General features: G+C 63.1%; 10 protein-coding genes. 7 read left to right on the forward strand and 3 right to left on the reverse strand.

All coding sequences use genetic code 11. The annotated features are described in order from the left end of the window. Window positions 1-93 precede the first annotated feature (93 nt). Window positions 94-2,397, forward strand: a complete 2,304-nt coding sequence (locus DIE29_RS06500) for a TonB-dependent receptor (RefSeq protein ID WP_205409797.1) — start codon at window positions 94-96, stop codon at window positions 2,395-2,397. 106 nt (window positions 2,398-2,503) lie between these two features. Here the strand turns inward: DIE29_RS06500 and DIE29_RS06505 are convergent, their stop codons facing one another. After that, complete coding sequence (locus DIE29_RS06505) at window positions 2,504-4,117, reverse strand: sigma-54-dependent Fis family transcriptional regulator (RefSeq protein ID WP_114649503.1); 1,614 nt, start codon at window positions 4,115-4,117, stop codon at window positions 2,504-2,506. Window positions 4,118-4,451: 334 nt separating this feature from the next. Here DIE29_RS06505 and exaC point away from each other — a divergent pair, with 334 nt between their 5' ends. Together exaC and DIE29_RS06515 are read left to right on the forward strand one after the other, a co-directional pair. Continuing rightward, a complete protein-coding gene (gene exaC, locus DIE29_RS06510; protein WP_102041848.1) occupies window positions 4,452-5,972 on the forward strand; it encodes an acetaldehyde dehydrogenase ExaC in 1,521 nt (506 codons plus the stop codon). 174 nt (window positions 5,973-6,146) lie between these two features. After that, window positions 6,147-6,515 carry a DUF779 domain-containing protein gene (locus tag DIE29_RS06515; RefSeq protein WP_102041847.1) on the forward strand — a complete coding sequence of 123 codons (369 nt, stop codon included), beginning with the start codon at window positions 6,147-6,149 and terminating at the stop codon, window positions 6,513-6,515. Window positions 6,516-6,769: 254 nt separating this feature from the next. Here the strand turns inward: DIE29_RS06515 and DIE29_RS06520 are convergent, their stop codons facing one another. Beyond that, window positions 6,770-7,618 carry a substrate-binding periplasmic protein gene (locus DIE29_RS06520; RefSeq protein ID WP_102041846.1) on the reverse strand — a complete coding sequence of 283 codons (849 nt, stop codon included), beginning with the start codon at window positions 7,616-7,618 and terminating at the stop codon, window positions 6,770-6,772. Then, window positions 7,608-8,045 (reverse strand): cytochrome c-550 PedF, encoded by a 438-nt coding sequence (gene pedF / locus DIE29_RS06525; protein WP_418333303.1) that lies wholly within the window; start codon window positions 8,043-8,045, stop codon window positions 7,608-7,610. The genes DIE29_RS06520 and pedF overlap by 11 nt, the downstream gene beginning before the upstream one ends. A gap of 334 nt (window positions 8,046-8,379) precedes the next feature. Here pedF and DIE29_RS06530 point away from each other — a divergent pair, with 334 nt between their 5' ends. From DIE29_RS06530 to DIE29_RS06545, 4 genes are all read left to right on the forward strand, one after another. Beyond that, on the forward strand, window positions 8,380-10,410 hold the full coding sequence (locus DIE29_RS06530; protein WP_102041845.1) for a sigma-54-dependent Fis family transcriptional regulator: 2,031 nt from the start codon (window positions 8,380-8,382) through the stop codon (window positions 10,408-10,410). 77 nt (window positions 10,411-10,487) lie between these two features. Continuing rightward, window positions 10,488-11,633 (forward strand): PQQ-dependent sugar dehydrogenase, encoded by a 1,146-nt coding sequence (locus DIE29_RS06535; RefSeq protein WP_102041844.1) that lies wholly within the window; start codon window positions 10,488-10,490, stop codon window positions 11,631-11,633. Between the two features lie 115 nt (window positions 11,634-11,748). Continuing rightward, window positions 11,749-12,609, forward strand: a complete 861-nt coding sequence (locus DIE29_RS06540; protein ID WP_102041843.1) for an HDOD domain-containing protein — start codon at window positions 11,749-11,751, stop codon at window positions 12,607-12,609. Between the two features lie 9 nt (window positions 12,610-12,618). Then, the gene (locus DIE29_RS06545) at window positions 12,619-14,271 is read left to right on the forward strand and encodes a DUF342 domain-containing protein (protein WP_102041842.1); all 1,653 of its coding nucleotides are present in this window, start codon (window positions 12,619-12,621) and stop codon (window positions 14,269-14,271) included. The last annotated feature ends 15 nt before the right edge of the window (window positions 14,272-14,286 follow it).

Raw genomic sequence — 14,286 nt, forward strand, 5'->3', positions numbered from 1 at the left:
ACCGCAACGACCGTCTGGTCATTTGCTCGACCTGCCAAGAGCCGTTTTTTCAAGCACCGTCTCAGACTCTTGGCGATGGGAGTGGCATGGGCGATGAGTTCGGCGACGCAGGCCCAAAACCAGACGCCCGATCAGCTTGGACCGACCGTGACCGTGATTGGTACTACGCCGCTGCCCGGTATCGGCGTGACCGCCGACAAACTGCCGGCCAACGTGCAGACAGTCGAGGGTGAGGCCCTGCAGGCGCAGCACAGCCTGACCATCGCGGACTACATGGCGCAGAACATGACCGGGGTGAACGTCAATGAGACTCAGAACAACCCCTTTCAACCCAATGTGAATTTTCGCGGCTTCACCGCCTCGCCGCTGCTTGGCACCCCCCAGGGGCTGTCGGTGTACCAGGATGGCGTGCGCGTGAACGAACCGTTCGGTGACGTGGTGAGCTGGGACCTGATCCCGACCAACGCGCTGGCCGACATGGTGTTGATTCCGGGCTCCAATCCGTTGTTTGGCCTCAATACCTTGGGCGGCGCCATTTCGCTGCAAACCAAGCGCGGCTATACCCACCGCGGTGCTGCGGTGGAGCTGTCCGCCGGCGCTTGGGGGCGCCACAACGCCCAGGTAGAGTACGGCGGGGTGGCGGACAATGGGGTGGACTACTTCATCGCCGGCAACTGGTTCGAGGAGGATGGCTGGCGCGATGCCTCGCCCTCTGACGTGCGCCAGCTGTTCGGCCAGCTAGGATGGCGAAATGACCGCACCGACCTTAGCCTGAACCTGTCCCTGGCTGACAACGACCTGATCGGCAATGGTCTGGTGCAGCGGGAGTTTTTGCGCGCCCAGGGCTGGGAGGCGATCAACACTAAACCGGACCAGACCGCGAACAAGCTCGCCTTCCTCAACTTCAACGCCAGCCACTGGATCGATGATGACATCATGGTGAGCGGCAATGTCTATTATCGAAATGCACGCACCCGCACCCTCAATGGCGATGTCAATGACGACATCGATCCGGACGAGCCGGGTTTCGATCTGGACGATTGCGTGCCCGGGGCGGACGAGGACGACGCCGAGATCTCCTGCAGCGGGGCGCTCAATCGCAGCAAGTCCAGGCGCGTGGGCTACGGGGCCAGCGCGCAGCTCAACTTCAACCAGAACCTCTTTGGCCGCCAGAACCTCTTTATCGTCGGGCTGGGCTATGACCGCAGCCGCACCGATTTCGAGCAGGGCACCGAGTTTGGCACCCTCAACACCGGCCGCGGCGTGGACGGCATCGGCGTGTTCGGCGACGATGGCGAAGTCCAGTTGCGCGGGGTCAATCGCAGCTGGAGCTTTTTCTTGACCGATACTTTTTCGTTCAACGAGCTCTATCACCTGACTTTGTCGGGGCGTTATACCCACACCCGGGTGGAGAACCGCGACCGCCTGATCCCGGACCCCGGAAATCCCGAATCCTTGACCGGCGACCACAGTTTCAAGCGCTTCAACCCGGCGATCGGCTTGGCAATCACCCCGAACAGGAATCTGTCGTTCTACGCCAGCTACAACGAAGCCGGCCGCGCGCCGACCGCCATCGAACTGGGCTGTGCCAATCCGGATCAACCGTGCAAGTTGCCCAACGCCATGGCCGGCGATCCGCCGCTCGACATGGTGGTGTCCAAAACCTTCGAGGGCGGCGTGCGCGGTAAAGTGGCGGACCGCTTCGGTTACAGCTTGAGTCTGTACCGCACCCAGAACACCGACGACATCCAGTTCATCGCCGCCAATTCAACCGGCGCCGGCTACTTCTCCAACGTCGGTAAAACGCGCCGCCAGGGGATCGATCTGGGCGTCAATGGCGAGATCGGCAAGTTCCGCTGGTTCGCCGGCTACAGCTACATCGAGGCCACCTACCAGTCCGCCTTCTCGATCGCCAACGAGGTCAATTCCAGCGCGGTGGATACCGACAGCGACGGCGAGGGGGACACCATACTCGTCCGCAAGGGCGACAGCATCCCCGGCATCCCGCGTCATCAGTTCAAGCTGCGCGGCCAATGGCAGGCGCTGCCGCATTGGACCATCGGCGCCAACATCGTGGCCTTCTCCAGCCAGTATTCGCACGGCAACGAGAACAACGACCACCAGGGCACCGGCGGCAAGGTGAGCGGCTACACCGTTGTGAACCTGGATACGCGCTACAGCTTTGGCAAGAGCGGCTGGCAGCTGTTCGCTCGGGTCAACAACCTGTTCGACAGGAAGTACTACACCGGCGGCATGTTGGGCGAAACCTTCTTCGAAGCCGACGGCACCTTCATGGGCGGCGACGACGAGTTCTCCGCGCTGGTCGCGCCCGGTGCGCCTCGCGCAGCGTGGATCGGCGTGCGCTACGAGTTCGGCAAGGCGGGCGGGCGGTTCTGAGCATTCGCCGGACACCGCGGACTCTCCCCGCGCCTGCTATCTGAAGCAGCGTGGCGGGGTGGCGCCGATACCCGGTGCGCCACCACCGGCAGGGCGCGAGCCGTGCTCAGCGGGTCGTCGTTGCGTCCGCGTCAAACAAATCCGGGGGAATGTCTTCTGGACACAACTGGTTGGCTTCATCGCCCATCAGTGCGAGGATCAGGCGCAACTGGTTACGCAGTTCGCGCAAATTACCCGGCCAAGTGTGCTGGCGCAGGCGGGCCAGTGCGTCGGGGCAGACATAAAGGTTGCGCTCGGAACTGTATTCGCGCACGAATAGGCGTACCAGGGCGTCGAAGTCGCTGCGCGCGCGCAGTGGCGGCAGCGCGACGGTGCTACCGTGGCAGGCATCGAACGCAGCGCGGGCAAAGCGTTGCCGTGCTTCCAATTGGCGCAGCGGCGTGGTCGTTGTCACTAGCAGGCGCACCTTGTTTTGCGCGCTGTGCTCAAACAGCTTGGTTTGAAGTTCCACCGGCAAGGCGCCGATTTCTTTCACCAGCAAGGTGCCGCCCACGGCCTGGGTCAATGCAGCCATGGCGTGTCGTGCGCTTTCATCGGTGCCGCATAGCGTCGTGCAGTCCAGGGTGATAAACGGTGCGTCGCTGCCGTGATAATCGTGGTGGATGGCCTGAGCAAGATGGCTTTTGCCGCTGCCAGTCTCTCCTTCGATGACCAGCGGTGCCCGCATGCGGGCGCTGGCTTCGACACGACCGAGCATCTTCTCCACGCCAGCGTCGCCCAGACGCATGGCGTCAAGTTGGCGTAGTGGCGCGGGCACGCGCTCCTCGGCCTTGGGGCGGCTTGATGCGGGCGCGCGGCGTGGGGTCAGGATGGCGCGCGAAACATAGGTGTGGCCACTTAGGCTACGCAGCGGAAACGGCGTGCTCTGTTGCAGGGCTGCCCAGCGCACCAGCCCTCGCCAGGGGGTGGCGAAGCAGTGTTCGCAGGAGGCGCTCGGATGGGTGGGGTCCAGCGCCAGAAGGTTGCGCGCGGCGCGGTTGCTGGCGATCAGCTTGCCCTCTTCGTCGAACACCATCAGCGCTTCGAGCGGGCTGTCGAGTAATTCGACACGCGGGTGAAAGTGCAGCATCAAAAAGCCGTGGTCCAGACTCTGGATCAATTGATGTTCGATCAGTTCGGCCGTGGTGCGCAGCAAGGCGTCCGCATGGGAGATGTCGACATGCGCGTCGGTGGACACATCCAGAATGCCCAGCACGCCGCCGCCCGGAGCGAGAATCGGGGTTGCCACGCAGTTCAGGAAGTGGTTGCGGCGCAGAAAGTGTTCTTCACCGAGCACCGCCAACGTACGTCCCGCTTGCAGCGCGGTGCCGATGGCGTTGGTGCCCTTTTCGGCCTCGCTCCAGCATGCACCGGGGCCGAGCGCCACGCGCGCGGCACGGTCCAGAAAGGCGGCATCGCCCACGGCGGAAAGGATTACGCCCTCCCGGTCCGCAAGGAGCACGGTCGAGGCCGGACTGCCGATTTGGCGGTGGAGGTTTTCCAGCGCAGGGCGGGAGAAGGTCAGCAACCGGGCGTTGGCTTCCAACCGTTCATCCAGATCGGCGCGCGCCAGTGTCGCGTCAGGCAGGGGCTGATCGGCGGTCAGGCCGAAAGACTTGCTGCGTTCCCAGGAAGCAAGCAGCTCATGTCCTCGGCAGTCACGAAGCAGTGCGGGGTTCATGCTCGGCATCATGCATAAATCATGCCGGTTCGGCGTAAATCCGGGGCGGGTGAAACCAGGTTGGGCATGTCATATCGGCGCGGGCGTAGCGCCTGGGCGAAGCGTTGTCGTGATACGGAGCAACAATCCACGGCGCAGGTGTGCAAAAAAGTGACATCGCAAGGTGTGCACCGCCCCCGCCGGCCGCGTCTATCCCGGGTGAGCGCCGCAAACCCTCGAAAGGATGCTGCGTTGGAGCTGCTTTTCAGTGCTTTTTGCGCGGCTGGCACGACATATGCAGAAGGAGCCGCGACGCGATTGCCGTCAAGCAAAACCCGGAACAGGAGGAGATCTCATGTTGTATGAATTGCCCGGCAGTGCGGGCGCCAAAATCCAGTACAAAACCCGTTACGACAACTTCATCAATGGCAAGTTTGTCCCACCGGTTAGAGGGCAATACTTTGACGTCGTCACCCCGATTACCGGTAAGCCTTATACGCAAGCCGCACGCTCGACCGAGGAGGATATCGAACTGGCTCTGGATGCGGCCCACGCGGCGGCTGACAAATGGGGCAAGACTTCGCCGGCCGAACGTGCCAACATTCTGTTGAAGATCGCCGACCGCATCGAACAGAACTTGGAGATGCTGGCATACGCCGAAACCGTGGATAACGGCAAGGCGATCCGTGAAACCCTGAATGCCGACATTCCGTTGTCGGTGGATCACTTCCGGTACTTCGCCGGTTGCGTCCGGGCTCAGGAAGGCAGCCTGTCGGAAATCGATCACAACACCATTGCCTACCATTTCCATGAACCGCTTGGCGTGGTCGGGCAGATCATTCCGTGGAACTTCCCGCTGCTGATGGCCGCATGGAAGCTGGCCCCGGCGCTGGGCGCCGGTAACTGCGTGGTACTCAAGCCGGCCGAGTCCACCCCGATCAGCATCATGGTACTGATCGAACTGATCGCCGATCTGTTGCCGCCAGGCGTGCTCAATGTGGTCAACGGCTATGGCCGTGAAGCCGGTATGCCGCTGGCGACCAGTAAGCGTATCGCCAAGATCGCCTTTACCGGCTCCACCGCCACCGGTCGGGTCATCGCCCAGGCGGCGGCCAACAACCTGATTCCGGCAACGCTGGAATTGGGGGGCAAGTCGCCCAATGTGTTCTTCGAAGATGTGGCCAGTGCGGACGATGAATTTTTCGACAAGGCCATCGAAGGTCTGGTGTTGTTTGCCTTCAACCAGGGCGAAGTGTGCACCTGCCCCTCGCGTGCGCTGATTCAAGAGTCGATTTACGAAAAATTCATGGAGCGCGTACTGCCGCGTGTGGCAGCGATCAAGCGCGGCAGCCCGCTGGATACCGAAAGCATGATGGGTGCTCAGGCTTCGCAGATGCAGATGGACAAGATTCAGAGCTATCTGGCGTTGGGCAAACAGGAAGGGGCTCAAGTACTGATCGGCGGCGAGCGCGCGCAGATGGAAGGCGAACTGGCCGGCGGCTACTACATTGAGCCGACCCTGTTCAAAGGGCACAACAAGATGCGTATCTTCCAGGAAGAAATCTTCGGGCCGGTGCTCGCGGTGACCACCTTCAAGGATGAAGCCGAGGCCGTGGCCATTGCCAACGATACGGTCTATGGCCTGGGCGCCGGCGTGTGGACCCGCGACGGCAGCCGTGCTTACCGCATGGGTCGCGCCATTCAGGCTGGCCGGGTGTGGACCAACTGCTACCACGCCTATCCGGCCCATGCAGCCTTCGGTGGCTACAAAGAGTCGGGTATTGGTCGTGAGACCCATAAAGTCATGCTCGAACACTACCAGCAAACCAAGAACCTGCTGGTCAGTTACAGCCCGAAAGCGCTCGGCTTCTTCTGAGCCGGTCACGATCATCCGCGGTAACCCCCTGTGGGCGTGCCGCGGCCACGGTTGTTCTCCCTCTCCCTCTTCGCGGGAGATTCGATGGGCGGTCTCCGATGGGGGCCGCCCTTTTTTTGGTTTGCACCGGCGCTACGCCGCGGCAAATCGTTTGCATGAGGCAGGAGGTATCCAATGGTCGAGCGGGTCATTGCCACACCGGCGGCGTTGGCGCTCATCGAGCGCCTTGTTGCCAAACACGGTCCGGTTCTGTTCATCCAATCGGGTGGCTGCTGTGACGGTAGCGCGCCCAATTGCTTTGCGCGCGCCGAATTCGCCGTGGCGCCGACCGATGTGTTGTTGGGTGAAGTCGGCGGCAGTCCGGTATACGTGGGCGGATCGCATTATGAATACGTCAAGCACACCCAGTTGATCATCGACGCACGGCCGGGGGTGGGCGATAACTTTTCTTTGGAAGGTCCGGAAGGGATGGCCTTTCACGCCAGCTCGCGGCTTTTTACCGATGACGAATGGGCGGAGCTTCAAGCCGCCGGTCAAGTATGAGGCTGGCTGCCGCGAGCACGCGGTGACAGTGGTAGGCTCCGGAGCAACGTCGAGCTTGGTGGGCAGACCGTCCGGGCTGCACCAAACATGCTCCGAAACGAGACAGGTGTGTCGTGTTGAGACAGTGCTCGCGGCGCAAACCAGGCGCTCAGGCAAACCGCTCCAGAGGCGGCAATGGGATGGGTTTTGGTTCATGAGCGCCGCGGCACATCGGCGCGAATGTGGTGCAGATGTGCCGCGGCAGAGCAGGGGGGTTACTCGCCGCCTGGCGTCTGACGGGTCACACCATGAGAGGCAAAGATCCGGTCGAGTTCGCCGGAGCCATGCAAGTCGTTCATGGCCTTATCCAGCGCGCTCGCAAGCACCTCATGCTCGGTTTTGACTGCCATGCCGATGGCCCAGCCGCGTAGGCGCAGCTCTGGCATGTTCAAGGGGTCGAGCGCAAAACCCGCGGCCTTGTCGAGTGTGGCCTCCAGTTGTGCACGCGGTCCCATCACAGCGGCCACTTCGCCTTGTTTCATGGCCTGCATGGCCAATTCGAGGCTACGAAAGTGCGTGACGTTATTGCGCAGCCGCCCACCGAGCACATACAGCAGGAAGTCGCTCGCGTGCGAGTCCAGTTCTACGCCGATTTTCTCCTGGGTGAATACTTCCAGTGCGGCTGCCGAGTCGGCCGGTTCGGGCAGGCGCGTCGTGTTACGCGCCAGGGCCATGGTTTCCACATGGTAAGGCGCGAATATTTTTACTTTCTCGTTACGGCGCGCAAGAATGGCATCGACCGGCACATGAAGCATGACGTCGGCCGGGCGGGTACCCATGTAGTGTCCGCGCCAGACCATGTTACGCAGGTCGTCGTTCATGTCCTCGCCGGCGGTGAATTCGATGAATTCGGCGCGCAGTCCCATACGCTCGGCCAACGCCCGCCCGATGGCGATGTCGATGCCGCGGCCTTGCGCCGACCAAGGTGGGTAGTCGGCATACACCGCAATGCGTAGGGCCCCCGGTTGTTGTATCTCAAGCTGTGCTGCTGCGCGTGCCGGTATCAAGGCGCCAAAATAGAGCGCACCGGCGGCAAGCAGGAAATGTCTGCGATCATTTTTCATGGACGGTGTCCAGCCATGCGCGGATTGCCCACATTGCTTCTTGAGAGAGCGTACCTTCGAAAGGCGGCATGTAAACCGCACCGTTGCGGGTCACGCCATGACGCACCCGGCCGATGAAATACTCATCGGTTTCGGCGTCGATGGGTAGATAGCGCAGATCGGGGGCAATGCCGCCCGATACCGCCCCCAGGCCATGACAGCGGGCGCAGTTTTGGTTGAAGGCCGAATCGCCGATGCGGATGGCCTCCTTGTCACCGCGATAAGGATTTTCCGTGAGCCATTGTTCGCCCAGCGGTTTCAACGTCGATACGTCCACCGCCTGTGGCGTGACATCGCCGTGAGCCTGTGCGGTTGCGGCAAGACCGCCCAGAAAGGCCGCCGCAAGCAGCGAGCGGATTGTGCGGATCGTTGTCTCCATGTGGTTCATCTCAGCCACCTTGTCGTCCTCTTGCAGGTTGGTTGGGTCGTGGAATGCGGGTTGTTCCGGTCAGTCGCTTCGCGCATCGATGTTTTGCCGGGTGCTCGAGACCGGTGTGCGGTGTCGTCTGCAAGGGCTGTGCCATTTTTTCGGGGGTGGTCGGATTCGCTTTGCTGGCAAATGATTGTCGGGCGCGGCCGGCAAATTGGTAAGGAACTTGCATGGCCTCTTGAATGCCGGCGCAACGCAAAGTTGCTGCAAGGCGTGGCAAGTGCTACGTTCTGAAACACCCCGATAAAGCGGTACCAAAACAACCTGAACGGGGCAGGCATGGAGGAGAGGAATGGCAGGCAAAGCTTTGGTGCGCGAAGCGCACGAGGCGCGCGTGCGGGCGGCGCGCGAGCGTTTTTTCCAGCGTGGCGACGGCGAAGTCGATGGTGTGACCTCGGTGGTGCTGCGGTCCTGGTCACGGTGTGCCGAGCGCGGTATCGATTATCGTGCAGCGGTCGACCGGGATCCGGCCGGTCGTGCCGCGCTCGCCGAGCTGCGCGAGCGCAGCGGCGAGCTCTTGGAGCAGGCCGGCGGCATCATGGAACATGTGTTCGAGCAGATTCGTGCTTCGGGCAGCATGGTGATTCTGGCCGATGCAGATGGGGTGATTCTGCACAGCCTGGGCGATCCGGATTTCGTCACCCGTGCTCAGCGCGTGGCTCTTCAACCCGGCGCCACCTGGGGAGAGACGGTGCGCGGCACCAACGCCATCGGTACCGCCTTGATCGAGCGGATGCCGATCGAAGTGTGCGGCGGCGAACATTTTTTGGACCGCAACGGTTTTCTGACCTGCAGCGCCGCCCCGGTGTTCGACGCCGAGGGCAGGGTGGCCGGTGTGCTGGATATTTCCGGCGACTACCGCAATTACCAGCCGCACACGCTGGCCTTGGTGCGTTTATCGGTACAGTTGTTGGAAAAGCGTTTGTTTGAACACCGCTTTGCCCGCGACCTGGTGCTGGCTTTTCATTCGCGGCCTGAGTATGTCGGCAGTTTGCAGGAAGGTCTGATCGCTCTATCGGCCGATGGCCAGTTGCTTGGTATGAATGGCGCAGCCCGCGAATGCCTCGTTGGTCTGACCGGTGGCGCGCCGTCTACATCGCTGAATAATCTGTTCCGCACGTCCTTCGGCACCTTGCTCGATCGCGCGCGGCGCGACCCGGCCTCGTTACTTGCGGTTGAATTGCGCGACGGACAGCAGGTTTATCTGCGGTTGAAAACTACGGTGCCGGTGCGCGCCGGCTTTTCTGCGATGCGGCAGGCCGACTGTATCGTCGCTTCAGCGCGCGGCGCGACTGCCCCAGCGCGCAGCGCGGCCAAATCCCCGCAAGGGGTCACGCTGGAGGATTTGGCCACGGGCGATGCCCAACTGCAGCTGGCGCTGGATCGCGGCGCGCGCATCTTGGGTAAAGACATCCCACTGCTGATTCAGGGCGAGTCGGGCGTTGGCAAGGAGCTTTTTGCACGCGCTTTCCACAATAGCGGCCCGCGCCGCGACGGCCCCTTCGTTGCGCTCAACTGCGCAGCCATTCCCGAAAATCTGATCGAGTCCGAACTGTTCGGCTATAGCGGCGGCGCTTTCACCGGCGCGCGGCGCGAGGGCGCAGTGGGCAAGATCCAGCAGGCGCACGGAGGCACGCTCTTTCTTGACGAAATCGGCGACATGCCGCTGGGCATGCAGGCGCGTCTGCTGCGGGTGTTGCAGGAGCGTTGTGTCACGCCGGTGGGTGGCAGCGCTCAGGTTGCGGTGGATATTTCGCTGGTTTGCGCCACCCATCGCAGCTTACGCGATCTGGTGCGTGAGGGCAGTTTCCGCGAAGATTTGTATTACCGTGTCAATGGCCTTACCGTGACGCTGCCGGCGCTGCGGCAACGCAGCGACATCCGTCGCATCGTCATGTCTTTGCTGGCGCGTGAGGCGGCCGGTGAGAGCGACCGTGCGCTGGGCATCAGCGAGGAGGTCATGCGGTTTTTCGAACGTTACCCCTGGCCGGGCAATGTGCGCCAGTTGCAAAACGTGATCCGGGTGGCGGTGGCCTTGCTCGACCCGGACGAAACCATGATCCTGCCCAAACATTTGCCCGAGGATTTGTTCGGCACCGACGAGTACGACGGTGCCAAGCCGATGAGCGAAGAGGCGCCGCGCGCCGCACCGGTTGCATCGGCTGCGGTGTCCGGCGTGCCGGTGGCTGCCAGCTTGGACGAAATCGAGTTGCAAGCGATTGCGCAAGCGATGCGCGAGACCGGCGGCAACGTGTCGGCCGCTGCCCGGCGTCTGGGAATCAGCCGCAACACGCTGTATCGCAAGCTTGGCCGGATGAGTTGAATATCGGGCGGGGTTGAACCCGGTTGCATGCGCGCCGGTCAGTTCTACATCGATCGGCTTGTCATCGAGGTTTTGCCATGCTTGCCTGTGCCCGTGTCGTGCTTGTTCTGATGCTCGCCGTCTTTGGCAATCCGGCCGCGGCCGCACCCGGCGAAACTCTATTCACGGCCTCGACTGCGGCCGGTGCGGTGAAAGTGGTGGAAGTGGCCGCCGGCCTGGAGACCCCCTGGTCGCTGGCCTTCCTTCCCGACGGACGGATGCTGGTGACTGAACGCCCCGGGCGGATGCGCATCGTCTCGCCGAACGGCCGGCTTTCCGCGTCGCTTGCCGGCGTGCCGGCGGTGCATGCGCGCTCTCAGGGCGGCCTGCTCGATGTGGTGCTCGGCCCGGATTTTGCCCGCGACCGGCGCATCTATTTTTCCTATGCGGAGCCTACCTCGGGCGGTGCGCGTACTGCGGTGGCGCGCGCGGTGCTCGATACCGAGGGCTTGCGCCTGACCGTGCTCGAGCGGTTGTTCGCTCAGAACGAAGACCCCGCTGGCGGCGCGCACTGGGGTTCGCGGCTGGTGTTTGGCCGCGACGGCACACTGTTCGTCACCCTGGGCGACCGTTACAGCCATCGCGACCAGGCGCAGAACCTCGGCAGCCATCTCGGCAAGGTGGTGCGTATTGCCGCCGATGGCAGCGTGCCGCCGGACAATCCTTTCGTGGGGCGTGCCGGGGTCAGGCCGGAGATCTGGTCTTACGGCCATCGTAACGTGCAAGGTGCAGCCTTGCATCCGGAAAGCGGTGCGCTGTGGACCCACGAACACGGCCCTCAGGGCGGCGACGAAGTCAATCTGACGCTGCCGGGTCGCAACTACGGCTGGCCGGTGATCACCTTCGGGCGCGAGTACCTCACCGGCTTTCGCATCGGTGAAGGCAGCACACGTGCCGATGTGGAGGCGCCGCTCATCCAATGGACGCCGTCGATTGCGCCTTCGGGCATGACTTTCTACACCGGCGACGCCTTCCCGGCATGGCGGGGCAGCCTGTTTGTCGGTGCGTTGCGCGGCAGCATGTTGGTGCGTTTGACTCTGGACGGCAATCGCGTGGTGGGTGAGGAGCAATTGTTACGCGAGCGGGGGCTACGCATCCGCGACGTGCGTCAAGGTCCGGACGGCTTCCTCTACCTGCTCGACGAGCGCGAAGGCCGCATCCTGCGTCTCGAACCTGACGGTTGAGTCGGCCTTCCGCGTTGTTCAAATGACCTTCAGGGCGCGCTACACTCGGCCGTAATGGCACAACAACAAGCCTGCAAAGGGGGTTCGCCCCTGCGGGTAGGCGCGAGGAGGGGTCATGCAAGGCTTCGAGGAACAGGCGGCGGCATTTGCCGAGCGGATTGCCCATGAACTGGCCGAACGGCGGTTGAACTTTCCGGTGTCGATGGAGGTGTCGCTGCGTATCAAGCGCCTGGCCGACGATCCTGACGCCACGCTGGACCAGATTGCCACGGTGGTGCAAGCCGAGCCGGTGCTCAGCGCCAAGGTCATCCGCATGGCCAATGCCGTGGCGCTCAACCCTTACGGTGCGCAAATCGATACGGTGCGCGACGCAGTGCGGCGCATCGGATTATCCGCGCTGCGCAGCTTGGCGTTGGCGGTGGCCAGCGAGCAATTGGCCGCAGACCATCGCTCGCCCAATATGCGCACCCTGGCCTACGGTTTGTGGCGTCGTTCGGTGGACGTGGCGGCATGGTGTTTCGCGCTCGCCCGCCAGACCCGTGCAGCCAACCCGGATGCGGCGTTGCTGGCCGGAATGATGACTCACATCGGGCAATTTTTCCTGCTTGCCCGCGCCGCCGACTACCCGGCCATGGAGGCCAATATCGACCGCTTTGCCGAGTTGGTGAGCCGCTTGCACCACAGTGTGGGTGTAGCGGTGCTGGAAGCGTTCGACCTGCCCGAAGCCCTGCTCGACAGCCTGGAAAGCGAGCCCGCTTACGATGGCCAATGGCCGCCACGCGATCTTGGTCAGGTGGTGGCGCTGGCTTTGTTGGTGTCCGAGGCGCCCAACCCCTTTGACGGCCTGCTAGGGCGCAATCCGTTGCGCGGCCAGGCTGCGGGGGTTGCGGCTGGCATCGACGCGGCAGAGTTGTCCGCGCTGCTCGACGCTTCGCATGCCGAGCGCGAAGAAATGCTTGCCGCGGTGCGCGGCTGAAGGCGTGAGATGGAAAACATCGATGACGCGGCGCTCAATCGAGGCGCCGGTCTGCGCTTGCAGTTCGATCGGGAAGCCGGCGTGCTGACCGCCAGCGTGCAACCCGACCCGCTGGCGCAACCGATCGACGAGTGCTGGTTGCACGCACGTCTGGCTGCAGACGGCTACGACCGGCTGCGCTGTTTTCCGGCGGCGATCACCGAGTTGGTGAGGCAATACAACGCCGGTTGTGCCGTCGAGCGGATTGAGCTTGCCGAGGCGGTCGACGCGCAGCTCTCCCTCCAGGTGACCGGCGACGGCGTGTGCGCGGTGCTCAATATCGTTCCGGCGCAGGGCGGCCGGTTAGTGAGCAAGGCGGATGTACTGGACCAATTGACCGAGAAAGGAGTCACCGAAGGCATCTTGCTGGACGAAATCAACCGCGCAATTGCCGCGGGGCAGGCGCAAAACCTGGTCATTGCGCGCGCCAGACCGGCGGTGCACGGCGAAGACGGCCGGCTGGAGAGCTTGCTGCCGGAAGTGCGCTCCCGGGTGCCGCGGGTGACTGAAAGCGGGCAGGTGGATTTCCGTGACCTCGGCGAGATTTTTACCGTCGGAGCGGGGCAGCCGCTGATGCGCCGTGTACCGGCCACTACCGGGGTGCCGGGCATGACCGTGCTGGGTACGCCGATTCCAGCGGTGCCTGGCAAGGAGACGATGTTTGCCAGCAAGCTCAGTGGCGCGTGCATCGATCCGGACGACCCCAACCGCCTGCTGGCTGCCATCGCCGGACAACCGGTGGCAGTGCCCGGCGGCATGATCGTCGAACCGGTCTATACCGTGTCGGCGGTCAATATGGCCAGCGGCAACGTGAGCTTCGACGGCAGCGTGGTGGTGCGAGGTGATGTGGCCGCAGGCATGACCGTCAAAGTCACCGGCGACATCCAAATCGGCGGCACCGCCGACCCCTGTAGGCTGGAAGCCGGCGGCAATATCGTCATCAAGGGCGGAGCCTTGGGCGGTGTGGGGCGAAAGGAATATTCCGACAGCCTGATTCGCTGCGGCGGCAGCTTCAGCGCAGCTTATGCGCAACAAGCGCGGATCGAGGCGGACGACAGCATTTTTATCGACGACATGGCCATGCAGTGTGAGCTGGTCGCCGGCCAACACATCCGGGTAGGGAACAAACGGCGCGGGCATATCATCGGCGGCCGCGCGATCGCGGCGTTGTCGATCACCGGCAAGGTGCTCGGTTCGCCCAATCGTATCGCCACTGCGTTCGAAATCGGCGTCAGTCCCGAAATCAATCGGCGCATGCTCGAACTGGCCCGTGCGCGCGATGCGCGCGAAAAACAACTGCTGGATGTTGGCAAGCTGCTGGTATTCGCCGACCGCAACCCCGCGCGGGTCGATCCGAAGATGGTCGAGCGTGCCTGCGCCACGGCCAAGACTTTATCGGCAGAGATCGAAGCGCTGCGCGACGAAGAGGAGCATTTGAATGCACTGATTCTGTGCGCGCAACAGGCCCGGGTCATTGCCGAACAAGCCATGTTCGAGGGCGTGACGGTGTCGATGGGCGCACAGCGTTACCGGCTTGCCAGTGACTTGGGCGCTGCGCAAATCGGCTTAGTGGGCGGCAGGCTCGACCTGCTGCCGGTCGAAGTATCTGCCAGGGCGCGCTGACCGGGCATTCCGGGG

Source organism: Pseudothauera hydrothermalis (assembly GCF_003345255.1).
In the GTDB taxonomy this organism is placed as follows: Bacteria; Pseudomonadota; Gammaproteobacteria; order Burkholderiales; family Rhodocyclaceae; genus Pseudothauera; species Pseudothauera hydrothermalis.